Genomic DNA, 20,709 nt, shown 5'->3' on the forward strand with positions numbered 1-20,709 from the left:
GCGATCCCGTTGACGGTGGAAGCCATCTGGCTCAGATTGCATGCCGCGCCGATGGTTGTCGGCGCATGGATATCTGCTGGCCCAAACCCGCCGCTGCTTCCCGACATAGGACGTTGTCGATCCCGAAGGTGAAGCCGTGCCGGTCGGAGAGGCCGGCGACGGTCACGTCGGTGGTCTTGCCGCGGATGGTGACGATCGGTGCAACGGCAGGTATCAGCGTCACCGGCCCGGTCGCGGCGACCAGCACCGGTGCCGGCGCGAGCTCGGCCGCTGTCGCGGGGGTCGCGGGCGGAGGCAGCACCGGCATCTTCGGGAGCGGACCGCCGTTGCGATACTCCTGTGCCATGTCCATCGCCATCGCGGTCGCCATGAAAACGGCGGTGCGGGCGAGATCGAGCGCGATCTCCTCGCGGTGGGTGTCGCCGAGCGAGGGGAAGAGGTGACACGGCCTGGTGTCGAGCGCGAAGGCGACGGGCTCGGCATTGGGATCGATGCACATGGTACGGGTCCTTTCGTCTCGACCCGAACCCCATGTCCGGATCGCGAAAGGCCGATCCCCCTCCTCTTCCGGCGCAGCCGGCATCCGGCAGCGACGTCGCTGCCGGGAGTATCAGGGGTCCGGTCGGGGATGTCGTTGCAGACGGATGCGCGCGGCGACCAGCTGGTCGACGGCTCGGCTGAGGAACAGCGCCTCGGCGCTTTCGCTGTAGGCGTTGACCGCGCGCCGGCGCAGCGCCGAGAGGCGATGCCCGATCGCGTCGACGGCGACCATGATGTCATCGAAGGTCAGCGCGACGACGGTCTGGCCGTGCGGGAACGGGATGACGGGCGCGGCGAAGCCGAGGAAGTGCGGCTCGACCGGGAGGTGATGGCGCAGTGCCGTCTCGACCGCGCGGCGCAGCTGGACGGCGTCGTGGACAAGCTCGGTGAGGATCACCGTCATCGGCATCGGCCGGACGTGGCGCAGCGCGCCGGCTTCCAGTGTCACGACGACCGGATCGGTCGAGGCAAGCCCGATCACGCCTTCGGAGAGGATGGCGACGATATCGCCCTCCTCGATGCACGGCGCATCGTCGAGGCAGGCGTCATAGGCCTGCTCGGAGCTGTCGAAATAATGGACGCGGTGCATGACCGTTTCCTTTTTAGAATATGGGAGGGGAAGGACACGCCGGCGGTCAGGCACCGGCGATCAGGCGTCGCCGGCCGGGCGTCTCAGGTACATTCGGCGGGGAAGCGCGCGGGCGGCAGGCCGGAGAAGCTGCAGGCGCGGTAGCGCCCGCCGACATATTCGGCCGAGGTGACCGGCGTGCGGTGACGCTGGAGACGCTCGAGGAGCCGGTTGGCGCGGCGTTGTGCCCGCAGGGCGGTCGCATTGTCGAAATGGATCGCGAGCGCGCGTACGAACGTGCCGGTGTCGCGATACCAGCCGCCGTTTTCCGGCCCGCCATATTCGGTGTCGATTTCGTAGAAGGCGAGGATGCTTCGCATGGGGATGCTCCCTGTGACGACCGCGCGCTCGATCCCGCCCGGTCCTGCCCCGTCTCCTCCCCCTCCCCTCGTCAGGCGTCGGCGGGATCGCCGGGGCGCTGGCGGCGCAGCGCGCGCGCCAGCGAGCGCTTGCGCGCGATCGCCTCGGCGCGGGTCGCGCATGGCGCGGACAGGCGTCCGGGATGCGCGGTGCTGTTGTCGAAGACGATCCACCCCGAGGCGGTATGCGCGACGTGCATGCCGTCGCCGCGCGCGGCGGTCATGACGCCGGGTCCGGCCGACGGCGCTTCGCCGCCTCGGCATGGAGGGTATCGACCAGGTCGTCGCGGTGTGAGCGGATGTCGCTGTCGGGATCGGTGATGACTGCCGCCGCGCGGGTCAGAAGTTCGGCAAGGTCGCGGTCCTTCATCGGCAGACGCTCGGGCGCCGGGTGCGGCGGCTCGTCCCCGGCCTCGTCCATGAGGAGGACCAGGATCGAGGGTTTCTCGTCCTCGCCGAGCGGGCGGCTGTCGATGACGTGGCGACCGCCGCGCGTGATCGCGAAAGCGTTCAGGGTGGGTGATACCCCGTTATCGGCGTTGGGGACCGTGGTGCCCAGATCGTGGAACTGGATGTCGCAGAAGCGTGCGGGGCCGTCGTAGCTCTTGCCCATGAAGCAGAAGGTGACGCGGCGTCCCTCGCTGGTCCTGGCCGTGATCGTGAACGCGCCGTCCGGCAGATCGATGGCCTTGTGGGGCACGTCGTTGAACCCGGCATAGCCGAGCGAGACGGCGTCGGCGCGGGTCATGACGGGGAGGTCGGTGATGTCGGCCATGGGGGGTCTCCGGCTGCTGGTGATGGGGATGCCGCGCGCCCGGAACCGGGGGCCGGTTCGACGTTTCGGGCGCGATCTGGTAGGAAGCCGACCGACCAGAACGGGAGACCGGACAATGAAACTGGCGATTTCAGCGGCGCTTGCCGCGATGACGGCGACACCGACCGCGGCGCAGGTGTTCGACATGGGGACGCTGACCGGCACGCTTTCGCAGGACGCCGTCACGCAGTCCGAAGAGCGGCGTGCCGGTCGGCAACGAGACACCGACCGTTCGGCGATGGCACTCAGGACGCGAGACAATTGCAGGCGCAAGCTGCCCCGGTTCCGGAAAAGCTATGGCAGTGACCATCCCGACGTCATTCAGCTTGCCGCATTGTGCCGGCGCGCGGGCTATTAGGCGGCGCGCGCCGCGGCCATGATCGGCGTCGCCGCGGCGAAGGCGCGCAGCGCTGTCGTCATCGCGGGGCGCAGCTTCGCCTTGCTCGATACGACGATCTCGGGCGCGAGCGGCGTGCCGTCCGGAGCGGCGTAGCCGGTCGCGAGGCCGGCACGCGTCTCGACGCGGACCAGGTGGCCGCGCCCCGATGCCGGGCCGACATGGCGCGCGGTGAACTCGCCGAGGCTCCCGTAGAAGGTGGCGATGGCCTTGCCCCAGCGGATGTGGCCCTGCGCCCTTGTCTCGCCGGCCGCGAAGCCGCGATCGAGCCAGGTGCGCAGATGGGTGCGCTGCTGGAGCCGCGAGTTGCGGGTACGCTCCATCGTGCGGGCAAGCGGCAGGACGTGCGCGATGGCATCCAGCAGGTCGAGGTCGCGCCCTTGCAGTGCGACCAGTATGTCGTCGTATTCCCGCTGCCTTAGCAGTCCGGATAGCTGGATGGCCGCTTTTGCTTGATCGAGGATTGTCGCGGAATCGGCCGTTTGATCCAGATCATCGGCGAGGACGAACCCGACGTCGGTAAGCACGACGATCGTCGCGAGGCCGGCACCGGGGCGGGCGCGGAGCAGGGTGAGGAAATCCCATGCCGGATCACCGCCGATGTCGTGGGCCGACAGGATCACGAGCCGGCGCGACCAGCGCGCGGGGCGCAGATGGTCCGAAGGCTTTGGGTAGCTACCAGGTAGCGGCTTGCCAGCTACGGTGACGGTTGGCGCGGAAGGCAGATTGTCACGGCGCATGTCGGCGATGATGGCGCGGCGCGCGGCATCGAACAGGTCGGTGCGGTCGCCCCCGCCGGCGGTGAAGCCGTTGTCGTAGGCGGCATGGCGATCGGCGAGCGGCGCGCGGGACGGGATGCCGTCCGGGTAATGGTGCGGCCATCCGACGTGCGCGGCGTACCAGCCATCGGCGTAGCGATTGGCGAGGTCCCAGCTGTAGCCATGATCGTCTCGGCCGCGCAGGACCGCGATATCGCGGTCGCTGCCTTTCCCGAGGCGGAGCTGGCCTTCGGTGAAGGCGAAGTTGGTCGCCTCCTGCCGCGCGACGCCTTCGGCGGCAATGGCATCGTTGATCGGGCGCATCGCGGCGATGCGCTCGCGGCCCCGGGCCTGACGCTCGGCGAGCGGCGCGCCCGGTGGAAGATCGGGGAAGTCGCGCCAGGCGCCGGCGATGGCGGCGGCATGCGCGGGGTCACGGCCGTGCGCGATCCAGTGATCGGCGCGCGCCGGATCGAAGCCTTGCGTCATCGCCGGTCAGCCGTGAAGCGGGGCTGGCAGCGCCAGCCAGTCGGCGTCCTCGAAGGGCAGCGGGTTCACCTCGGCGGCCGCGTCGCCGCGAAAGACCGTGGCGCTGGATAGCGCGCCCAACCCATCGGCCTTGTTCCAGAAGGCGATGTCGCCCTCGGGGTTGCGTACCGCGAGGACATAGCCGTCGAGGCCATCGTGCGGGTTCTCGGCGCGCAGCAGCGCGTGATTGAGGATTCCGGTCGTCGAGTGCCAGTCGATGCCGTCGGAGGTGATGACGACGACGCCGCCTCCGAACTCGCCGGCGCGCAGCCGGTCGCAGTCGCTCGACCAGGTGAAGCCGCAGGGGAGCGCCGAAGGACAGGCCGTGCGGATCAGCTTCGCCACTTGCTCGATGCCAAACTGGTCGCCGTGGAAGAACGCCATGACGTTGCCGTTCTCGTCCGCCTCGTCGAGGTCGATCCGGCAATCGAGATAGGGGAAGCTCCAGTCGTCGAACAGGTCGAGGAAGTTCTCGAACATGCTCGCCCCCTTGGGCGGGAACAGGGCGTGGAAGGCGGTGCCGAGGCTGTCATAGCCGAGCGCCAGATCCTCATCGGCACCGTTGGTATCGAGGATGTCCACCGCGCGCTCGGCGAGCCGCAGCATCGCGGCTTCTTCTGCCGTCACGAGCAGGTGGAAGGCAGCCTTGATGTAGGAGTTCGACATGGGAAATCTCCGGTTCGAAAGGGATTGTCGGGGCGTCGGATGCAGGCCTTCAGGCGCTCGTCGTCGCGGCGAGGCGCGTACGCGCGATTGCGGCTTCGGCCGGGAAGGCGGCAGCGAGATTGCCGTGCAGCAAGGCGAAGTCGGGAAGCGGGAAATGCCCGTCCGGACCCGGCCGTGTCGTCATCAGCGCGCCGATAATGATCTCGGACGGATCGCGTCGTTCGACGATCGGGCACTCGCCGTCGTAGCGGACGGGCGCGGTGAACCCGGCTTCCATCCAGGTGGCGAGCCCTTCCTCGATCGCTTCGGCATATTCGGCGACGGCTTCGTCGAGCTCGTTCTCGATATGGAGCACGAGGCTGACGTAGCGGCCGAAGTCATGCCGGTTGGACAGGCCGGCGAGGCGGCATCCCGGAGGCGGCGCGCCGTAGCGCGCGATCAGCGCGCATTTATAGGCCTCGATCTCGAGACGGTTCAGCGTGTCGAAGTCGGGTGTCTGGCCGAGCTGCGCGCAATCCTCTTCGGCGGGACCGGCGCCGAGATCGATGAAATAGGGCATGGGGGTTCTCCGTCGATCCCTTCCGGATCGTCGGCACCCCTCCCCCTCCTCTTCTGCAACCCGGTGTCGGTGTTCACTGGCCTGGGAACAGCCGTCGCTTCATCGCGGCCTGGTGCTCGCCGTCCGATTGCCCGAGTGTCTTGAGCCGGTCGGTTTCGAGAATGATGGCAAGATCGCCCGGCAGGTCGGCCCAGTGCGAGGCGATCGTCACGGCCTCGCGCGCGGTGACGATTTCACGCAGCGATGTGCCGTGCCAGGCGATCGTCTCGTCTTCATCGTCAAGATGGGGATGCGGGCGCAGTGCCTGGACGAAAAAGCTCTGGAGCGGCCGGTCCCAGCCGATCGCAAGCTCGGAAGCGCCGTTGCGGCCCGGGAAGACATGCCGGCTCATGACGCGATGCTCGTGCGCGCAGGCGCGAAGGTCAATGACGGCGTGTCGCGGTCGGCATGCCGGGGGCGGCAATGCGGATCGAAGCGCAGCATGTGCGTGAGCGCGGTCACCCCTTCGGCGGCAAGCTCCTCGAGCCAGGCGACATAGGACGCGCTGTCGGCGAGATCGTCGTCGAGCAGGTCGTCGAGCATGCTCGCCTCGAAAGCGGCGGTGTCGGGCAGCGCGTGCCAGTCGAGGGCATCGAGGAAGCTGTCACGGCGACGGATGAAGCGCTCCACGCGGGCCATGTCGGCGCGCGCGATGGCGATGGCATCGTTGATCAGCATGGCTCAGCCTCCCGTCTCGTGACGGCGGCTCGTTCCCTCTCCTCTTCGGCCCTGGGGTTCAGTGGTCTCCGGGTCCGACCATGGCACGCAGCATGTCGCTGCGGCGCGGGTAGTCGAGACGCGGCAGGGCTTGTCCCTGACGACGCGCATCGCGTGTCAGCGCGAAGCAATAGGTGAACAGCGGTGCCTGCCGCATCGGTGTGAGGATGCCCTCGCTCCGGCAACGGTCGAGCCAGGCGCGGGGATGTTCGTGCGGCCCCGGCCTCGGGGCGCCGAGCCGGACCAGACGGTCGATCGCGCCGGCATGGCCGGACTCAAGGTTGCGGATCTTCGAGAGCGCGCGCCCGGACATCGTCTCCCCGGCGATGCGCAGCACGGTCCGCGGCCTCGTGGTGCCGCGATAGGCGCCCGACAGGGCGGCATAGACGCAGCCGCAATGCCCGAATTGCGGATCGGAGAAGCTCACTACCGCGCCGATCGCCGGTCGGGCCTGACGCAATAGCCGGAAGGCGCGGGCGGCGAAGAAGCTTTCGCCGTTGGCGGCGACGCTGGGCAGGCAAAGGAGGCGCTGGAGGACGCAGCCGCGCGCGGGATCGGCATAGCCGGTGTGCCGGGTGATGACCGCGCCGGTCGCGGGGACGCCGAAGACGATGATGCCGTCGAGCGACGCCGTGCCGCTCCGGCCGGGGCCGAACAGCCCGACCGCCAGCTGGGCGGCGGGATAGCGGGCGAGGTAATGATGGTCGGCGACGAACGCGCGCGCGGTGTCGTGGGCGACGAGATCGACTGCGTAGCGACGCGGATCGATCACCGTATCGCCATCGACGTAGCGGCTGCGCCGGTCGCGCCAGCGCTGGGAACGTTCGGTCAGCATCGTCCTGTCCCTTGCGTGTGGCGGACGCTGCGATGCCGGTCCGCTCAGAAGATGGTCATCGTTCAGCTGCCAGCCGGTGGGCAGCTTTCTGTTGCGGATGCCGCGATCTTGCTACGGGCCAGTCGGTGACGGGCATGGCGCGCGGCGCCCCCGGCGCTGGCGATGGCCCGTCGTGAGACATCGGTTGCTTTGGGAGCACCGGCCCCGCGCAGCAGATCGCGGGCGGCGCGAAGGTGTGCGATAGCCTTGTCGATTGACTCGAAATCTGCCGGCGAAGCGGGTTTTATCTCGGACATGTCACAGATCCTCGCGCAGCATGAGGGTGAGGACGCGGGTCGTGACGCCCGCATCGGCGGGGTCTTCCGAGCCCCATTCGAGCGCGGCATCGTAATAGTCGATGACGAAATGGACCTCGGTGTCGCGAACGGTGAAGCTGCCGCGGTTGCGCTCGGTATCGCGGGGATCGAACGTGCAGCGGCGCAGCGCCTGCAGGAGATGCGCCTGCGCGATGGCGCGGCATGCGAGGCTGCCGTCAGACAGGGCGGCGAGGCAGGCGGCGGTGACGGTGATGCGGGCGGTGCGATCGAGGCCGTGGCGGCAACGATCGTTGAGACGGCCGATGGCGTCGGCGCGTGACGCGTGAACGGTCGCTAACATGTGCGATCCTTCCGGTTGATGCAGTTGGGATGTTGATGCGGATCAGGCGGCGAGCGCGATGACGTCGCGGCGCCGTCCGTCGGCGAAGGCGGCGTGGAAGCGATCGAGCCAGTCGCCCATGGTCGGGCGGTCGCCGAGCGGGATCGCGGCCGCGACATCCTGGAACCGAATGAGTTCGGTCGGTGCGTCGCGGACGATGCGATCGACATCGTGCGCCGGGAGGAGACCCTCGGCGCGGATGAACGCGGTCATCGATCCCGGGCGTGCCCTGGTCGACTTGCGCCACAGCCCCTCGACGGTGTGGAGGCGCGGCGCGGCGCGCGCCTCGACCAGCACGATCAGCCGCAGGCACCACGGGGGAAGCCCGCGGATCTCGTCGGGCTTGTTGGCGATGCACAGGATGCACGCCGACTTCGGCGGTACGGGCAAGCCCTCGGCCTCGATCCGGGCGACACAGTCGGGCCGGTCCCAGCGCCAGTCCCGCAAGGGGTATTGGCAGTCGTAGAGCGGGTCGTCGATCGAGAGCGCATGGTTGGCGCGCGCGGTGTCGCGGGGTCCTGCATCATAGCCGATCAGGCGCACGACGCGCTGGCCGCGACCCCAGGCGTCGATCGCGGGTTGCCAGGTCTTCAGGAAGGCGTCCTGCGGGGCCTTCTTGTATTTAAGGCTGCACGAGGAACCGCCGAGCGATTTGCTCGGCAGGGTCGCGTTCGTCAGGCACATTTCGAGGATGCCGTAGTACGGCGGCCAATGCTTAAACCGCTTCGGCACGTAGCTAACGATCGCATGGGCAATGCCGCGGTCGCGCATCCACGGCCCGATCACGTCGAGATAGGCGTAGGTGGCGGGCTTCTCATTTCCCGTATCGGCGGTGAGCACGAGGTCGGGCGCCTGGCCGCGGGCATGGAGTTCGATGAGCAGCGCGGTGCTGTCGACGCCGATGCCATAGGCGAGCACGACCGGAGGGGGCGGGAGGATCATGTGTCGTCCTCCGGTTCGACGTAGCTGTCGAAGGGCGCGCCTGCGGCCTCGACCCAGCCCCCCTCGCGGTCGAGGAGGGCGATCCGCGCCATCAATGCGGCGCGCAGTCTTGACGCATCGACATCGTGACCGCGCGCGTCGTCGGAGACGACGCTGAAGGCGATGGCGTACAGATGGTTGTAGCGCGCCATGTCACCCCGCTCCCTGTTCGTCGGTCGCGGTCGGGGCAGCGGGGTCGCGCTGCGCGATCGTGACCTCGACGCGGTCGCGGTTGACGATCACGGTGACGGTGCGGTCCTCGGGGACGAGGAAGTAATATCCTGACAGCTTGTCGCGGATGCGGTTCTCGAGCGCGGCATCGTCGCCTTCGAGCAGCCCGATGATGCGTTCGGCAGCATCGGCCTGGAAACGCTCCTGCTGGGTGTCGTAGCTGTCGGCCGCGCTGTCGTCGGACGAGGAGAAGACGGCGCGCTCGAACACGTCGGCGACGCCGAGCGCGGTCTGCCCGCTGTCACGCCGCACGAAGATCGAGGTTTCCTCGACCGAGTTGCACGACCATGGGTCGGGCGCGAAGGCGACATCGGCATCGCAGGCGACCTCGATCGATGCGCCGGCATGGCTCATCGTCGCTTCGAGCGTGATCGCATCGACCCACCCGTTTTCGGCCTCGGCCGGGGCTTCGCGGGCGTCGGAGACGATGAAGCTGCGAGCGCCCTGGATGACGCGGAAGCGCAGGTCCTCGACGCGGGCGAGGACATCGTACCAGCCATAGCCCCTGAACGCGTCCTGCGCCTCGACCAGCGGCCCGCCGAAGGGGTTGTGAGCGCGGATCGCGGCTTGCGCGGGCTGGGCGACCAGCGCTTCGAAGTCGGGCATCAGCACCATCGCGGGATCGGCGGTGCGCTCGCCGGTCTCGTAACTGCTGTGATAGTCCGCCGTGGGCGGGGTCCAGGCGAACAGATACGGCTCGGCCTCGGGCAGCGGAATGCCGAGCGCCGCGGCCTCGCGCCAGTCGTGCGCCGACAGGCGGTGGGTGCCGCGCGCCTCGATTGCCCGGTAGATCGCGATTTTCACCGCATCGCGCAGGCCAGCGATGCCGTCGTTCTCGACCACCTCCTTGCGGGCGGGCAGCACGAGCTGGATGGCGGGAGCATCGAAGATATCGACGCGCGCGATCCAGTGCCCGCCCCGGTCGACCTCCTGGACGTGTGGGAGGTCGCAGGGCATGGTCAGACCGTGGAAGTTGAGCCGCCCGTCGCGCGAGGAATAATGCGAGGGATGTTTGTGGAAGACACCGATGCGGGTGCCGTTCCATTCCTCGACATGGTCGGCGTCTTTCAGCCAGTCCTCACGCGGGAGCATGTCGCCGTTTAGCGTGACCGGCAGCGGATAGTATTTCGCGGCCCTGGCGATATCGGCTTCGAGCGACTTCAGCCACGCCTCGGGAACGCGCACCGTGATCGCGGTGCCGCTGGCGATCGGGTCGGAGGAGATCGCGATCGGGCGGCTCGTCTCCCAGGCAGATGCCGGGATATGCGCCATCCAGCCCTGCCTGTCGGGCCGCGAGTAGGAGCGAATGATGACGTCGCGACCGGCGAGGCTGAACACGCCCATGCCGGCAGGGTCCTCGGCGCGGCGGGTCTCCTCGGACCAGCCCGAGCGGCCGAGCGTCACGACGCTCGCCGGGTCGGCGATGCCGTGGCCGTCGTCGGCGATGTGGAGGAGCGTGTCGGAACCGCCCGTCTGGATGACGACAGCGACGGCGAGCGCCCCGGCACGGCGTGCGTTCTGGAACAGCTCGGTCACCACGTCGAATGCGGTATTGTTGAACAGGCGGGTGACGCGTGCGATCGTCTCGGGCGCGACCGCGGTCGCGATGGTGGCGGGGATCATCGGGGTTGCTCCGTGAGGCTTCGGCGCCCTTCGCGCCGCAAACCCTCCCCGCCCCCTCTCCTTCCCTCGGGCGTCTCGATGGTTCCGGGACGCCCGGCAGGGAGCAGATAGCCGCCTCAAGTGTTGAGAGCGGCAGTCGCCAGTCCTGGCAGCAACAGGGAGGATGCAATGGCCGATCCGCACGACGGGGCCCCGCCGCGTCATGTTCATGTCGAGAAGAAGAAGACCAACTGGGTTGCCTGGATCGCACTGATCCTTGGCGTGCTTGCCGCGCTGTTCGCGCTGTCGCGCTGTAACCGTGACGCGGATGAGACGGTAGTCACCACGACGACCGAAAACACCATGACGGCGGTCGATGACAACAATGGCGTGATCGCCGCGACCCAGAACGCGGCGGTCTCGACATTGCTGGCCGGTGCCTCGGGTCTTGGGGCGTATCTGGCCGGGACCGACGCGTTGCCGGGCCGGTTCGTGTTCGAGAAGGTCCAGTTCGACACCAACAAGAGCGATATCCGGGCGCAGGATCGCGCAGAACTCGACGATGTGGCGAAGGTGCTGAAGCAATATCCCAACGCGACCGTCAGGATCGCGGGCTATGCCGACGCGCGCGGCCCCGACGCCGTCAACGTGCCGCTCGGCAAGGCGCGCGCCGATGCCGTGAAGGCGGCGCTCGTCGCGCGCGGGATCACCGCCTCGCGAATCGAGACGGGCAGCGGCAGCGACCGCGATCCGGTCGCGACCAACGCTACGGCCTCGGGGCAGCAGGAAAACCGCCGCACCGAAATCCTCGTCACCCGTCGCTGATCGCCAGCGAAACACACATCGGAAAGGATCATCACATGACCCGTATCATCACCGCCCTGTTCGACACGCGCGCCGATGCCGACGCGGGCGCCGCGCGACTGCGCGAGGCCGGCGTCGATGCCTCGGACATCAATGTCCACGACAAATCGTCGCATGACGTAAAGGGTGAGCATTCGACCCGCGAGGACAAGGGGCTGTGGGCCTCGATCAAGGGCGCGTTTGTGCCCGACCGGGACCGTCATGCCTATGAGGAGGGCATCCGCCGTGGCGGGTTCCTGCTGACGGCAGAGGTCGATGACGGGGAGACCGGCGCGGCGGTCGACGCGCTCGAGGATGCCGCCAGCATCGACCTCGACGAGCGGTCGGCGCAGTGGCGCAACGATGGCTGGGTCGAGCGCGACGAGGTTCTCGTCGAGGATGGCGACGCCGAATATTACGGCGTACGCGACGTCGATGGCACGAGTCCGCGTTACCGCTCCTACTCGTCGCGCGGCGTCGCCGGCGACATCTGAGCCCGCTGACCACTGTCAGCGATCGGACAAACCGGCCGGGTGGCGCTCGCGCTCCCCGGCCGATTTTTGTATGTCGGTGAGAGGCTCAGTCGCCCAGCGCGAGAATATTGGCCAGCGTCGGGGCGACCTTGTGGCGCGGACGGCGCGGAAACCTCAGCCCCTGTTTCTCGACGAACTTGTAGACCCCGGCGTAATTGCGCCCGAGTGCCGCGACGAGGTCGGGAAAGGCGATGCCGTGCGCATGCGCGAGCCTGACCGCGCGACGCTCCTCGTCGCTCCAGGCGCGCTGGTAGCCGTGGACCAGTCCGAGGACGTTTGCGCGGGTGAACAGTGACGCCTTGGTGCGATTCATCTTTGTCGCGAGCTCGTCCATCGGCATCTTGCCGTAGTGCTCGCGCAGCGTGGCGATATCGGCCTCGGTCCAGACCGGCCCGCCCCGGAAGCCGTCGCGCCTGGCGTGGGTCCCGCGCAGCCCGAGATGCTCGACGCGCCAGTTGATCGAGGTGATGGTTCGGCCGAGCCGTTCGATGAGCGGGGTCCGGCTGGTGCCGTCGCGATAGACCTGCGCCAGCAGCGCATCCTCCTCGGCCGACCATGGGCGACCCCAACCCCGGCCGTAGCCGAGCTTGCGCAGGCGCGGCCCGAACCCTGCCTTGCTGCGGCGCGGGAAGCCTTCGGCGACCATCGTCTCGATGATGTCGAGATAGCGGTGTCCCTCGGCCGCGAGCGTCAGCGCGCGCGCCGCCTCGGCCTCGGTCCAGCCCGGGGGATTATTGGGGTGGCGCAGCCCCATGTTGCTCGCACGGGTGATCGTGCCCGACAGCGGGCGACCGATCAGCGTCGCGATCTGCGCGACGGGGATCGCGGCCGCGAACCCGGCGCGCAGCTGGGCATCCTCCCATTCGGTCCATTTCGGAGGATTGTCCTCGGTCAGCCCGAGCGTGCCGGCGCGCGCATAGACCGCGGTGCAGGAGCGGCCGAGATCGAGCGCCAGCGCGGCAGCGGGTCGCGTGCCGTATTCACGGGCCAGCCAGGCATCCTCGTCGGGCGACCAGGCGGTCTGCGAGTGGCGGCGCAGTCCGAGCCGGACGATCTTGTCGCGCACCCCGGCGCTGCCCCGCCCGAGCGTGGCGACGATCCCGGCGATCGGGACATCGTCGCGGAAGAGCCGTTCGAGGGTCGCGGTCTCGTCCGGCGTCCACGCATCGGCGCGGAACGCCATCTCGCGCAGCCGTCCGGCGGGTTCGGCCCGAGCCGGACAGGCGACCAGCTCGACGGTATCGGGAGCGAGGTCGGTCATAGCGCCACCACGGCGACATCGCTGAGCCGTGCGCGCAGGCGAGCGTGGAGCCGCGCGATCCGATCCTCGCCTCGCGGCATGGTGTCGATCGCGGCGATCGCGGAGAGGAGGTTCAAGGCGCGGTCGGTCCGCTCGGCATCGAGGCCCAGATGACGCGACAGGTCGCGCGCGGTGCTGGCGTTGGGTGAGATGCGCTTGAGCGCGTCCATGATCGCGGCCGCGTCGGTCGCGGCGGGATCGAGCAGGAAGGCGTCGAGCGCGCGCGTGCCGCGAAGCGCGATGGCGGGGCCGTGGTCGGTGACCTCGGCAAGGCCTGCGAGATCGAGCAGCCGCGCGGCTTCGCCGGCATCGACCGACGCAGCCGCGCGCAATTCGGGTGTCCTGCCGATATGCTCGGTGATGGTGGGATCGATATGCGCGAGGCACGGCGTCGCCGACAGCGCCGGCCCCATCGCGAAGAAGTCGCCCGGCACGAGGTTACGCAGCGCATCGGCCTCGCGCGCGGAAAAGCCGAGCAGGTCGGCCGCGCGCGCGATATCGCGATCGAAGACGTTGAGCCCCACGAGCACGTTCTGCAGCTCTGAAACGACGGACGTCGACAGCTTGGCGAGCCGCTGGGTGGCGATGACGGGGGCAAGGCCGCGCTTGCGGCCCCGGGCGCACAGGTCGGTCAAGGTCGAGACCCCGAGCCGGCGCGCCTCGGCATCGCGCGCCGACCCTGCGACATGCGGCGCGAGGAGATGGCCCTCGTCGATGCAGACCAGCACGGTATGCGCCCAGTCCTCGCGCGGCGCGCCGATCAGCCCGGCGAAGAAGGCGGCGGCCTTGACGATGCGCTGGTCGGGATCGAGGTCGGTGAGGTCGATGTGCATCGATAGCCGATGGCGCCGGCTGCGCGTCGCCGCGGCGGTGAGACCGTCGGCGGTGAGTTCGACCGCGCGGATCGTGGTCGCGCCGATATGGCGGGCGAGATTGTCGAATTCGCCCTCCGGATCGACGATCGAGATGGTGGTATAGTCGAACGCCTCCTCGATGATCCGCCGGAGCGTCCGGCTCTTGCCGGCGCCCGAACTGCCCTGGATGAGCAGGCGGCCGGCAAGGAGGCGGTCGAGATCGAGGCTGAGCGCGCCGGTTGAATGGCGCCCGAGCGGTACGCGATTGTCCGCGACCTCGGGCGCGGGGGCGAGCGTCATGCACGACATGGCATGTCTCCCGGGCAGGCGGCGTGCGGCGCGACGATCGGCAGATCGGCGGTGGGGGCGATATGGGCGGGGTCGCTTGCCACCGTGCCGTCGAGCGATTTCCAGTCGATGAGGTCGTCGCTTTCGCGCTCGCACTCCTGGCAGGTGGTGCAATCGTAGGTCGAGAGCAGCGTCCAGGCCTGGGTGTCCTGGTCCCAGACCGCGACCGCGTCCCTGGTCACGTTGTCGCTGCCGCAGGCGTCGCACACCGGTTTGACGCGCTGGAAGCCTCGCGGGCGCAGCGCCGCGGCGGTGCACACCGACCAGTCGCCGTAGAACTTCCCGTCATGCGGCAGGCAGTCGGCGGCCAGCTGGATGGCATGTTCCCCGAAGCCGTCGTGGAAATGGATTTCCGTATTCGGGAAGAACCTTTCCATCACGTCGCGCGCGCCGCGCAGCTTCACCTCGCCGCCATAGGTCGTGTGGACGTAGCTCAGCGGGCCGATCGTGGGACCCTCGCAGCCCCAGCCGTCCATGTCCTGGTCGATGCTGTCGCGGCCGTGGAACAGATAAAGATAGACGCTCATGGCATGCCCTTTCGGCGCGTACGTCGATGACGGGCGCGCGTGTTTGCTTGGTGATGATGGATGGTGTCGGCGTGGGGCCGCTCAGGTCAGCGTGGCGACCTGCTTGGTGATGGGCGCCGTGCTTTCGACGCGCACCGCGCCGAGGCTCTCGAAGGTTTCGGGCATGACGCGCGCGGCATAGCGATCCTTGTCGACCAGCCCGTGGATGGGTTCGCCCTCGTGGCGCGCGAAGCCGAGCGCGTCGACGCCGGTGACGCGGCGGAAGGTGCAGCCGACCTTGCCGTCCGGCACCCAGTCCGCCCACGACCCCGAGGCGGCGACACTCTCATACTGCCCGATGATCGCCTGATACGCGGCACGCCGGCGCACGACATGGCTGTCGTCGATCGACACCTCCTCGCCGATTAGCGCAGTCCAGCGGTCGGGGTGCCAGCAGCGTACCGAGCGGCGCGCGTTCTCGACCTGCAGCGCGATACCGGGGACCGGCAGGCGGCGGAACTCGGAAGCGAAGCCGTAGAGCACCAGCGCATAGTCGACGTCCTCCTCGTAAAAGGGATCGTCGCGGCGCAGCGCCTCGGGCATCGCCGCCTGGCGCTCGTCGGAGAGGACATAGCCGCCATGGCTCGGCGTTGAGACGCGCCAGATGCCGGGGAGAACCTGTTCGGCGCGATCGGGTGCGTCCCATGGTGTCGTCTCGGGACGGGGGCTGGGCTGGAACCGGGTCATCTGTCGTCTCCCTTGCGGATCTGACAGCCATCCCTCCCCCTCCTCTATCGGGCGCGGCAGGCATCCCGGCTCGCTCGCCGACCGGCGAGGGGCCGCTCAGTGCTCGACGATGCGATAATTGCCGAGGTCCGCCCGGATGCCGAGCGCATCGATGATGGTCGCGGGCTCGAAGCCGTTTTCGCGGTGTCGCTCGATCGTGAGCGATCTGGCATGATCGAGACAGGCGTGATCGCGCCACTCGACGATCGTCACGACGTTATAGCTGCCCGGCCCGCGTTCCTGCGTGAGGATGAGGTTCTGGAGGCAGCCTTCCATGTCGTCGAGAAAGGCATGCGTCTCGGTCAGTTTCGCGACGAACGTGTCGATGTTCGCGGCAGGAACGGCGAACTTGTCGACCTTGTAGACGGACATGGTCAGGCGATTTTTCCCGGATGCAAAACGGCCGAACCGGGGGTGCCCGGTCCGGCCCGATGGTCAGGCGGGCTTGCTGCCGGGCGTGCCGCACTTGGCGAACTTGCCTTTGGCATCCTTGCAGCGCGCGGGCTTGGCGGGCTTCTCGGGACATTTGACGAAGCGGCCCCTTCCATCCTTGCAGGGAGCGGCAAGTGCAGGCACTCCGGCGACAAGTGAAAGCGCGGCGGCAGCCGCGATGATCGTGCGCATTCTCAAACTCCGGCCCGGTGATCGGGCGAACAAAGGGTATCCTCGGGAGGTCGGGTAGACCAGCCGTTACGGAACCGGGGCTGGCGGGTACGGGTTTCGCGAATGACCATATCGCACAGAGGAGAACCGTCATGGGCGAAGCAACCGACAAGCTGAAGGCGGCCGGCAACAAGATCGCGGGCAGCGTCAAGGAAGGGATCGGCAAGGCGACCGACGATGCCAGCCTCGAGGCAGAGGGCAAGGCCCAGCAGCTCAAGGGCACCGGCCAGGACGTGAAGGGTTCGGTCAAGGGCACCCTCGGCGACGAGATCTGAGCCGTTTGCTTGCATGGTGGCGGGCCGTCGCGACGCAGGTCGCGGCGGCCCTGCTGTGTCTGAAGCGTATCGGTCAGCCGATATGGAGCTGGTCGAGGACCGCGGCTTCGAGCGCGTCGCCTTCGAGGTCCTCGGCGTGGATCGTGACGACCGGGGTAAGGCTACGCAGCTTCTCGACCTGGCGCAGCTTCATGCCGAGCGCATCGGCATCGTCGCCGGTGACGACTTCCAGCGCCGCCTCGATCACCTCGCCGGTGGTGAAGTCGCGCAGGTCGAGGGTGAGATCGGGACGGACCTCGCCGATGCCGGTCGCAATGTCGAACAGGAGCCGCTTGAACCCGATGCCGATGCCGCGACGACGCAGGCGGTATTGCAGGTCGAGAAGGCCGACGATCGTCTGACGCTCGGCGGCATTGTGGACCGCGACGAAGTTGGCGGCCCGCGCGACCGGCTGGGCATAGGCGCGCAGTGCGGCGTAGCCCTCGCGCGGGTTGTGCTCGCCGACGACGGCAAGGACGAGATAGGGCGGGCCGATCCGGCGCTGGTGGACACCGATGTGGCGGATACGGTTTTTGACGACGAGTTCGCGGCCTCCGGCGAGCGTAACGGTCGTTCCCGAAATGTCGACGGCATAGAGCAGCAGGAAGGCCTGCGGCGCATGGTCGGGCGGCCAGGATTTCGCGGCCTCGCGCAGCCTGGCGAAGACGATCCCACGCTCATAGGGTTCGATATGGGTGTAGAGGTGGCGGGCAAGCGGTACGCCCGGCGCGATCTCGACGCGCTCGCCGGCCTGACGCAGCCGCGCGAACTCCAGCGCCATCCTTGCCTCGCGCGGTTCGCCGACCTCCAGCGGCTCGATGACATTGACGTGCGCCATCTCCATCAGCAGCCACAGGAGGCGGGCGAGCCGGGGAATGGCGACGCCGCGGGTGCGGTCGTCGGGTTCGTCGTCGTCCGGCAGCTGCGCCAGTTTCTCGGGCGCGAGCCGGTGCGCGGAGAAGAGGCCGTCGGGCTCGTTGATCGTGCGCGGGGTGGCGGTCGCCTTCTCGCGGATGCGGGGCGGCGCCTGCTCGCGAAAGAACGGGCAGTCGACATCGTGTTCGGGGCGGCGCTGGCGGATGCTGGTCAGCCGGCGCAGGTAATAGGTCTCGGCCTCCGACAGATAGGCGGGTGACAGCAGCGGCGGATCGGCGGTCTCACCGAGGCAGTCGCAGGCGATCCACTGGTGATGGTCGCGCGCCTTGACCACCGTGATGACCGAGGCACGGTGATCGCTGTCCTCGCCATGGCCGGTGTACCACCGTACCAGTGCCTCGCGCACGACGGCGGGAACGACGGTGCGTGACGTGAGGCCCCGGGTGTCGCGCGGAACCAGCCACATCGCGGCTACCAGCCCCTGCCCCGCTCGATGGTCCGTGCGATCAGGATATGGTGGAGTCGCTGGATCGCAAGGAACAGGACGCCGATCATCATCGCGACGGGCACGGTGAGATGCGCTTGCCCCGGTCGCGGCGCCACGGTCATCGCCATGACTGCGATAAAGCCGAGCAGCAGGATAGCGAGCACCGGGATGAAGCCCAGCGCGATCGCTCGCGGCGCGGACCAGGTGACGCGCCCGTCGAGCCACCATTGCATCGGCAGGAAGCGTTGCGCGCGGAAGCGCCGGTTCGCGCCCGCTGCCATCAACAGCGAGCCGATGCCGACGAGGATGGTGACGAATACTGCGCCCATGGCTGTTCCCCTGCTCACGACGATACCACGATCCGCCCTTGTCGTCCGCAAATCCTATCGACCGTGTTCCGCAAGGCAATGCTTGCAAGGTCGCAGATGTTCACGTTACGTTCGACGAAATGGAGGAGTTGGCTATGAAACTTGCGGATTATACCGGCCCGATCGATCTCGACCTCACGCTGCGCGACGCATCGCTCAACCCGGACGTGCGCGAGACGCGCCGCGCGATCGCCGCGGCCTCGATCGGGGTCGAGCCCGAGGACGCCTATTATTCGGTGCGCGAGCTGCGCGAGGCGTGCGAGTGGATTCACGAGAGCGATCCCGCCGGCAAGAAGAAGCTGGTCCAGATCCTCGGCACCGCTTGCGACGATTACCAGCGCTGCATCTATTACAATCTCGCCGGGCGCGGGGTGTGCGTGCTGCTCGACGATTTGATGTGGCTGGAGGAGATCCTGCTCGGGCGCGGCCGGGTGGCGGGGTTCGTGCATCGCCGGAATCTGCCGAAACTGCTGGCGAAGGCGCCGTATGTCGCGGCCGAGCCCGATGGCCCGCTGGGGAAATTCGAGCCGGAGTTCGCGATCGGCGCGTCGTGGTCGCACGATCCGGGTCCTGATTATGATCCCGTCGACCGCCCGGTGAAGCGGACACGGCCGTCGTAAGGCTGACGCCCACCGAGCAAAAAAGAGGCGGCCCCGGCGGGAGAACCGGGACCGCCTCGTCTATCTAGGGGGGAACCGCTTTAACGGCGCTCGCACGCCAGTCGTTCCCCACGACGCCATTTTTCGGGGTCGATCCATGCGCCAGCATGGACGCCACGCCGCCCGGTTCGCGCTTCTTCGTACGCCTCCATGTAGCGGGCGGCCCGTGCCCGATAGTCACCAAGATATCTTGTGGCAGGAACTGCCCAGCCCTGCGCTATCAGCTGCTCGCCGAGATCGCTGCCGTTCACGGTCACGATCGCGACCGGGCGACCGTAGCTGCTCGCCCCGACCATCCGGATCGTCGCCTCGCCCGAGCGCAGCATGCGGGCGGTCGCATCCTGCGCGAGCTTCCCGCACGGGTAGCAGCCGCTGTCGATCCGGCACAGCTGCCGGCTATCGAAGGCGTCGGCGCCCGACAGGCGGAAGTCGATGCTCACGGTATCGCCGTCGAGTGCGCGCGCCTTGCCGGTGAGCGGCCGGTCGCCCTGTTCGCCGGGGGTGGCGGCGCCGCAGGCGGCGAGCGCGAGGCCGGAGAGGATCAGCGCGCGTCTCACGCGTAGCGCAGTTCGAGTTCGACGTTGGGGCCATCGACAATCGCAGGAACGACGCGGAACGGCTGGAGTGCGTCGCCGGTGCGCACGATCGAGACGTGGCGCGCGCCGGCATCGAACATTCGGGCGGCGACCGCCTGCGCGTGCGCGCGGCTGCACAGGTGCGAGCGCAGCGGGCTGGGCGGGATGATATCGTCGGGGCGGGACATGATCGTGATCCTGATGCTGGACGCGGCGGCGATCAACCGAACACCGTCTTGTGGATGCGGGTCTCGCGCGGCGGAGGGACGATCGTCCAGGCCATGTCGCGCAAGCCGGAAATCCGGTAAGCCGGATAACCGGGTTCCGGTTTTGCCAGCGCGATCTTCCGGCCGCGCTTGTGGACGATGAAGTCGGTGCCCTCATGGCCGTCGGTGAAGCGGACGGCGTGCGCGAGGCGGATGTGCATGCCGTGCTCGAGCGGCTGCGCCGCGCGGCGCGCGAGCCGGTCGAGGCAGCGGCGCCGCCAGTCGAGCGCGGACGGATGGTCGGTGTCGCCGAGCAGGGCCAGGATGCGCTCGGGGCATTCGGCCTCGTGTGGCCCCATCGTCTCGTCGAGGTCCTTGTAGGCGAAAACGTAGCCGTCCTTCGCGCGCGGGTTCCACTGGACGAGGCAGACGATGGCGATAGTCGGCTCGTCGACGCCGTCCGTGCTCGGCGTGGCAGCGGCGTACCACACCTTGTTCCTGAGGCAGGAGGAGGCGATGAAGCGCAGCGCCCTGCCCTTGTCGTCCGCACCGCGGCGATCGTAGCTGAACTGCGCGTCGAGATAGGCCTTGGGCGTCTCGTGCGGGTACATCGACGACAACGGCATGCTGAGCCAGCCCATGATGGCGCTCCTTTTTCGAAGGTGAGTTTTGGGGTGGGGTCTCACCCGACCAGGCGGGCGGCGTCCGGTATGCGCGGCGCGAGGCGAAGCTCCCGGCACAGCCGCCCGGCGAAGCGCTCGGCGTTCAGCAGTTCGCGCACCGTTGCGTAGCGCGCGCGGTCGCCGAGATGGTCGTGGCGGCCGCGCACGCGGCGATAGTTGACCTCGTGGCCGGGGCCGAGCGCGGTGAGCGCGAGCTGGACGCGGACCTCGTCGGTCTGGAGCGTGATCTCGCCCGAATGCGACAACGTCCTATGTCGGGAAGCAGCGGCGGGTTTGGGCCAGCAGATATCCATGCGCCGACAACCATCGGCGCGGCATGCAATCTGAGCCAGATGGCTTCCACCGTCAACGGGATCGC

Annotated in this window: 31 protein-coding genes and 1 pseudogene; 5 read left to right on the forward strand and 27 right to left on the reverse strand. The window is 68.4% G+C overall.

All coding sequences use genetic code 11. The annotated features are described in order from the left end of the window. Positions 1–31: 31 nt before the first annotated feature. From HBH26_RS19155 to HBH26_RS19175, 5 genes are all read right to left on the reverse strand, one after another. Complete coding sequence (locus HBH26_RS19155) at positions 32–583, reverse strand: hypothetical protein (protein ID WP_168136208.1); 552 nt, start codon at positions 581–583, stop codon at positions 32–34. Positions 584–610: 27 nt separating this feature from the next. Then, positions 611–1,129 (reverse strand): hypothetical protein, encoded by a 519-nt coding sequence (locus tag HBH26_RS19160; protein ID WP_168136209.1) that lies wholly within the window; start codon positions 1,127–1,129, stop codon positions 611–613. A gap of 83 nt (positions 1,130–1,212) precedes the next feature. Next, positions 1,213–1,488, reverse strand: coding sequence for a hypothetical protein (locus HBH26_RS19165; protein ID WP_168136210.1), 276 nt, complete (start codon positions 1,486–1,488; stop codon positions 1,213–1,215). A 71-nt stretch (positions 1,489–1,559) separates the two neighbouring features. Next, entirely contained in the window at positions 1,560–1,751 is a 192-nt protein-coding gene (locus HBH26_RS19170) for a hypothetical protein (RefSeq protein WP_168136211.1), read from the reverse strand. Next, positions 1,748–2,302, reverse strand: a complete 555-nt coding sequence (locus tag HBH26_RS19175) for a hypothetical protein (RefSeq protein WP_168136212.1) — start codon at positions 2,300–2,302, stop codon at positions 1,748–1,750. Before HBH26_RS19175 ends, HBH26_RS19170 begins: the two co-directional genes overlap by 4 nt. Before the next feature lie 115 nt (positions 2,303–2,417). Here HBH26_RS19175 and HBH26_RS19180 point away from each other — a divergent pair, with 115 nt between their 5' ends. Beyond that, positions 2,418–2,699 carry a hypothetical protein gene (locus HBH26_RS19180; protein ID WP_168136213.1) on the forward strand — a complete coding sequence of 94 codons (282 nt, stop codon included), beginning with the start codon at positions 2,418–2,420 and terminating at the stop codon, positions 2,697–2,699. On the opposite strand, the gene HBH26_RS19185 is transcribed toward HBH26_RS19180, so the two are convergent. The 10 genes from HBH26_RS19185 to HBH26_RS19230 all read right to left on the reverse strand — a co-directional run bounded on the left by HBH26_RS19185 (position 2,696) and on the right by HBH26_RS19230 (position 10,581). Next, entirely contained in the window at positions 2,696–3,985 is a 1,290-nt protein-coding gene (locus HBH26_RS19185) for a hypothetical protein (protein ID WP_168136214.1), read from the reverse strand. The genes HBH26_RS19180 and HBH26_RS19185 overlap by 4 nt on opposite strands. Before the next feature lie 6 nt (positions 3,986–3,991). Then, positions 3,992–4,690 carry a hypothetical protein gene (locus HBH26_RS19190; protein ID WP_168136215.1) on the reverse strand — a complete coding sequence of 233 codons (699 nt, stop codon included), beginning with the start codon at positions 4,688–4,690 and terminating at the stop codon, positions 3,992–3,994. A gap of 49 nt (positions 4,691–4,739) precedes the next feature. After that, positions 4,740–5,249 carry a hypothetical protein gene (locus HBH26_RS19195; RefSeq protein ID WP_168136216.1) on the reverse strand — a complete coding sequence of 170 codons (510 nt, stop codon included), beginning with the start codon at positions 5,247–5,249 and terminating at the stop codon, positions 4,740–4,742. A 73-nt stretch (positions 5,250–5,322) separates the two neighbouring features. Beyond that, positions 5,323–5,640 (reverse strand): hypothetical protein, encoded by a 318-nt coding sequence (locus HBH26_RS19200; protein WP_168136217.1) that lies wholly within the window; start codon positions 5,638–5,640, stop codon positions 5,323–5,325. Next, positions 5,637–5,966, reverse strand: coding sequence for a hypothetical protein (locus HBH26_RS19205; RefSeq protein WP_168136218.1), 330 nt, complete (start codon positions 5,964–5,966; stop codon positions 5,637–5,639). The genes HBH26_RS19200 and HBH26_RS19205 overlap by 4 nt, the downstream gene beginning before the upstream one ends. 58 nt (positions 5,967–6,024) lie before the next feature. Continuing rightward, positions 6,025–6,840: a Mom family adenine methylcarbamoylation protein gene (locus tag HBH26_RS19210; RefSeq protein WP_168136219.1), complete on the reverse strand. Its 816-nt coding sequence runs from the start codon at positions 6,838–6,840 to the stop codon at positions 6,025–6,027. A gap of 297 nt (positions 6,841–7,137) precedes the next feature. Further along, a complete protein-coding gene (locus tag HBH26_RS19215; RefSeq protein WP_168136220.1) occupies positions 7,138–7,497 on the reverse strand; it encodes a DUF3768 domain-containing protein in 360 nt (119 codons plus the stop codon). Positions 7,498–7,539: 42 nt separating this feature from the next. Continuing rightward, positions 7,540–8,478 carry a hypothetical protein gene (locus tag HBH26_RS19220; RefSeq protein WP_168136221.1) on the reverse strand — a complete coding sequence of 313 codons (939 nt, stop codon included), beginning with the start codon at positions 8,476–8,478 and terminating at the stop codon, positions 7,540–7,542. Further along, positions 8,475–8,669: a hypothetical protein gene (locus HBH26_RS19225; protein WP_168136222.1), complete on the reverse strand. Its 195-nt coding sequence runs from the start codon at positions 8,667–8,669 to the stop codon at positions 8,475–8,477. The genes HBH26_RS19220 and HBH26_RS19225 overlap by 4 nt, the downstream gene beginning before the upstream one ends. 1 nt (position 8,670) lies before the next feature. After that, positions 8,671–10,581: an ATP-binding protein gene (locus tag HBH26_RS19230; protein ID WP_239024937.1), complete on the reverse strand. Its 1,911-nt coding sequence runs from the start codon at positions 10,579–10,581 to the stop codon at positions 8,671–8,673. Between HBH26_RS19230 and HBH26_RS19235 the strand changes: the two genes are divergently transcribed. Then, positions 10,540–11,175: an OmpA family protein gene (locus HBH26_RS19235; RefSeq protein WP_168136223.1), complete on the forward strand. Its 636-nt coding sequence runs from the start codon at positions 10,540–10,542 to the stop codon at positions 11,173–11,175. The two genes, HBH26_RS19230 and HBH26_RS19235, sit on opposite strands and share 42 nt — an antisense overlap. A 35-nt stretch (positions 11,176–11,210) precedes the next feature. Further along, the gene (locus HBH26_RS19240; RefSeq protein ID WP_168136224.1) at positions 11,211–11,687 is read left to right on the forward strand and encodes a hypothetical protein; all 477 of its coding nucleotides are present in this window, start codon (positions 11,211–11,213) and stop codon (positions 11,685–11,687) included. An 85-nt stretch (positions 11,688–11,772) separates the two neighbouring features. On the opposite strand, the gene HBH26_RS19245 is transcribed toward HBH26_RS19240, so the two are convergent. From HBH26_RS19245 to HBH26_RS19270, 6 genes are all read right to left on the reverse strand, one after another. After that, on the reverse strand, positions 11,773–12,987 hold the full coding sequence (locus tag HBH26_RS19245) for a hypothetical protein (RefSeq protein ID WP_168136225.1): 1,215 nt from the start codon (positions 12,985–12,987) through the stop codon (positions 11,773–11,775). Beyond that, entirely contained in the window at positions 12,984–14,180 is a 1,197-nt protein-coding gene (locus HBH26_RS19250) for a helicase HerA domain-containing protein (RefSeq protein ID WP_168136226.1), read from the reverse strand. The genes HBH26_RS19245 and HBH26_RS19250 overlap by 4 nt, the downstream gene beginning before the upstream one ends. Next, a complete protein-coding gene (locus HBH26_RS19255) occupies positions 14,177–14,755 on the reverse strand; it encodes a hypothetical protein (protein WP_239024938.1) in 579 nt (192 codons plus the stop codon). The genes HBH26_RS19250 and HBH26_RS19255 overlap by 4 nt, the downstream gene beginning before the upstream one ends. Positions 14,756–14,836: 81 nt before the next feature. After that, the gene (locus HBH26_RS19260) at positions 14,837–15,481 is read right to left on the reverse strand and encodes a DUF7007 domain-containing protein (protein ID WP_168136227.1); all 645 of its coding nucleotides are present in this window, start codon (positions 15,479–15,481) and stop codon (positions 14,837–14,839) included. Between the two features lie 96 nt (positions 15,482–15,577). After that, positions 15,578–15,892 (reverse strand): antibiotic biosynthesis monooxygenase, encoded by a 315-nt coding sequence (locus HBH26_RS19265; protein WP_168136228.1) that lies wholly within the window; start codon positions 15,890–15,892, stop codon positions 15,578–15,580. 63 nt (positions 15,893–15,955) lie between these two features. After that, positions 15,956–16,144, reverse strand: a complete 189-nt coding sequence (locus tag HBH26_RS19270; RefSeq protein ID WP_168136229.1) for a hypothetical protein — start codon at positions 16,142–16,144, stop codon at positions 15,956–15,958. A gap of 131 nt (positions 16,145–16,275) precedes the next feature. Between HBH26_RS19270 and HBH26_RS19275 the strand changes: the two genes are divergently transcribed. Further along, a complete protein-coding gene (locus HBH26_RS19275; protein ID WP_168136230.1) occupies positions 16,276–16,458 on the forward strand; it encodes a CsbD family protein in 183 nt (60 codons plus the stop codon). A gap of 73 nt (positions 16,459–16,531) precedes the next feature. Here the strand turns inward: HBH26_RS19275 and HBH26_RS19280 are convergent, their stop codons facing one another. After that, on the reverse strand, positions 16,532–17,839 hold the full coding sequence (locus HBH26_RS19280; RefSeq protein WP_239024939.1) for a hypothetical protein: 1,308 nt from the start codon (positions 17,837–17,839) through the stop codon (positions 16,532–16,534). 5 nt (positions 17,840–17,844) lie between these two features. After that, positions 17,845–18,189 (reverse strand): hypothetical protein, encoded by a 345-nt coding sequence (locus HBH26_RS19290; RefSeq protein ID WP_168136233.1) that lies wholly within the window; start codon positions 18,187–18,189, stop codon positions 17,845–17,847. Between the two features lie 134 nt (positions 18,190–18,323). Here HBH26_RS19290 and HBH26_RS19295 point away from each other — a divergent pair, with 134 nt between their 5' ends. Continuing rightward, positions 18,324–18,848 carry a hypothetical protein gene (locus HBH26_RS19295; protein WP_168136237.1) on the forward strand — a complete coding sequence of 175 codons (525 nt, stop codon included), beginning with the start codon at positions 18,324–18,326 and terminating at the stop codon, positions 18,846–18,848. An 80-nt stretch (positions 18,849–18,928) separates the two neighbouring features. On the opposite strand, the gene HBH26_RS19300 is transcribed toward HBH26_RS19295, so the two are convergent. The 4 genes and pseudogenes from HBH26_RS19300 to HBH26_RS19315 form a co-directional block, all read right to left on the reverse strand. Further along, a complete protein-coding gene (locus HBH26_RS19300; protein ID WP_168136234.1) occupies positions 18,929–19,444 on the reverse strand; it encodes a thermonuclease family protein in 516 nt (171 codons plus the stop codon). Further along, a complete protein-coding gene (locus HBH26_RS19305) occupies positions 19,441–19,686 on the reverse strand; it encodes a hypothetical protein (protein WP_168136207.1) in 246 nt (81 codons plus the stop codon). Before HBH26_RS19305 ends, HBH26_RS19300 begins: the two co-directional genes overlap by 4 nt. Continuing rightward, positions 19,683–20,309, reverse strand: a complete 627-nt coding sequence (locus HBH26_RS19310; RefSeq protein ID WP_168136235.1) for a DUF6927 domain-containing protein — start codon at positions 20,307–20,309, stop codon at positions 19,683–19,685. The genes HBH26_RS19305 and HBH26_RS19310 overlap by 4 nt, the downstream gene beginning before the upstream one ends. Before the next feature lie 41 nt (positions 20,310–20,350). Then, a pseudogene (locus HBH26_RS19315) lies at positions 20,351–20,709 on the reverse strand (hypothetical protein); the annotation flags it as partial.

The sequence above is a fragment of the Sphingomonas corticis genome (assembly GCF_012035195.1).
Classification (GTDB): Bacteria; Pseudomonadota; Alphaproteobacteria; order Sphingomonadales; family Sphingomonadaceae; genus Sphingomonas; species Sphingomonas corticis.

Coding starts and splice junctions, on each gene's coding strand:
- HBH26_RS19155 (WP_168136208.1), bottom strand. CDS start 583: ATGCCGGCTGCGCCGGAAGAGGAGGGGGATCGGCCTTTCGCGATCCGG.
- HBH26_RS19160 (WP_168136209.1), bottom strand. CDS start 1,129: ATGCACCGCGTCCATTATTTCGACAGCTCCGAGCAGGCCTATGACGCC.
- HBH26_RS19165 (WP_168136210.1), bottom strand. CDS start 1,488: ATGCGAAGCATCCTCGCCTTCTACGAAATCGACACCGAATATGGCGGG.
- HBH26_RS19170 (WP_168136211.1), bottom strand. CDS start 1,751: ATGACCGCCGCGCGCGGCGACGGCATGCACGTCGCGCATACCGCCTCG.
- HBH26_RS19175 (WP_168136212.1), bottom strand. CDS start 2,302: ATGGCCGACATCACCGACCTCCCCGTCATGACCCGCGCCGACGCCGTC.
- HBH26_RS19180 (WP_168136213.1), top strand. CDS start 2,418: ATGAAACTGGCGATTTCAGCGGCGCTTGCCGCGATGACGGCGACACCG.
- HBH26_RS19185 (WP_168136214.1), bottom strand. CDS start 3,985: ATGACGCAAGGCTTCGATCCGGCGCGCGCCGATCACTGGATCGCGCAC.
- HBH26_RS19190 (WP_168136215.1), bottom strand. CDS start 4,690: ATGTCGAACTCCTACATCAAGGCTGCCTTCCACCTGCTCGTGACGGCA.
- HBH26_RS19195 (WP_168136216.1), bottom strand. CDS start 5,249: ATGCCCTATTTCATCGATCTCGGCGCCGGTCCCGCCGAAGAGGATTGC.
- HBH26_RS19200 (WP_168136217.1), bottom strand. CDS start 5,640: ATGAGCCGGCATGTCTTCCCGGGCCGCAACGGCGCTTCCGAGCTTGCG.
- HBH26_RS19205 (WP_168136218.1), bottom strand. CDS start 5,966: ATGCTGATCAACGATGCCATCGCCATCGCGCGCGCCGACATGGCCCGC.
- HBH26_RS19210 (WP_168136219.1), bottom strand. CDS start 6,840: ATGCTGACCGAACGTTCCCAGCGCTGGCGCGACCGGCGCAGCCGCTAC.
- HBH26_RS19215 (WP_168136220.1), bottom strand. CDS start 7,497: ATGTTAGCGACCGTTCACGCGTCACGCGCCGACGCCATCGGCCGTCTC.
- HBH26_RS19220 (WP_168136221.1), bottom strand. CDS start 8,478: ATGATCCTCCCGCCCCCTCCGGTCGTGCTCGCCTATGGCATCGGCGTC.
- HBH26_RS19225 (WP_168136222.1), bottom strand. CDS start 8,669: ATGGCGCGCTACAACCATCTGTACGCCATCGCCTTCAGCGTCGTCTCC.
- HBH26_RS19235 (WP_168136223.1), top strand. CDS start 10,540: ATGGCCGATCCGCACGACGGGGCCCCGCCGCGTCATGTTCATGTCGAG.
- HBH26_RS19230 (WP_239024937.1), bottom strand. CDS start 10,581: ATGAACATGACGCGGCGGGGCCCCGTCGTGCGGATCGGCCATTGCATC.
- HBH26_RS19240 (WP_168136224.1), top strand. CDS start 11,211: ATGACCCGTATCATCACCGCCCTGTTCGACACGCGCGCCGATGCCGAC.
- HBH26_RS19245 (WP_168136225.1), bottom strand. CDS start 12,987: ATGACCGACCTCGCTCCCGATACCGTCGAGCTGGTCGCCTGTCCGGCT.
- HBH26_RS19250 (WP_168136226.1), bottom strand. CDS start 14,180: ATGACGCTCGCCCCCGCGCCCGAGGTCGCGGACAATCGCGTACCGCTC.
- HBH26_RS19255 (WP_239024938.1), bottom strand. CDS start 14,755: ATGAGCGTCTATCTTTATCTGTTCCACGGCCGCGACAGCATCGACCAG.
- HBH26_RS19260 (WP_168136227.1), bottom strand. CDS start 15,481: ATGACCCGGTTCCAGCCCAGCCCCCGTCCCGAGACGACACCATGGGAC.
- HBH26_RS19265 (WP_168136228.1), bottom strand. CDS start 15,892: ATGTCCGTCTACAAGGTCGACAAGTTCGCCGTTCCTGCCGCGAACATC.
- HBH26_RS19270 (WP_168136229.1), bottom strand. CDS start 16,144: ATGCGCACGATCATCGCGGCTGCCGCCGCGCTTTCACTTGTCGCCGGA.
- HBH26_RS19275 (WP_168136230.1), top strand. CDS start 16,276: ATGGGCGAAGCAACCGACAAGCTGAAGGCGGCCGGCAACAAGATCGCG.
- HBH26_RS19280 (WP_239024939.1), bottom strand. CDS start 17,839: ATGTGGCTGGTTCCGCGCGACACCCGGGGCCTCACGTCACGCACCGTC.
- HBH26_RS19290 (WP_168136233.1), bottom strand. CDS start 18,189: ATGGGCGCAGTATTCGTCACCATCCTCGTCGGCATCGGCTCGCTGTTG.
- HBH26_RS19295 (WP_168136237.1), top strand. CDS start 18,324: ATGAAACTTGCGGATTATACCGGCCCGATCGATCTCGACCTCACGCTG.
- HBH26_RS19310 (WP_168136235.1), bottom strand. CDS start 20,309: ATGGGCTGGCTCAGCATGCCGTTGTCGTCGATGTACCCGCACGAGACG.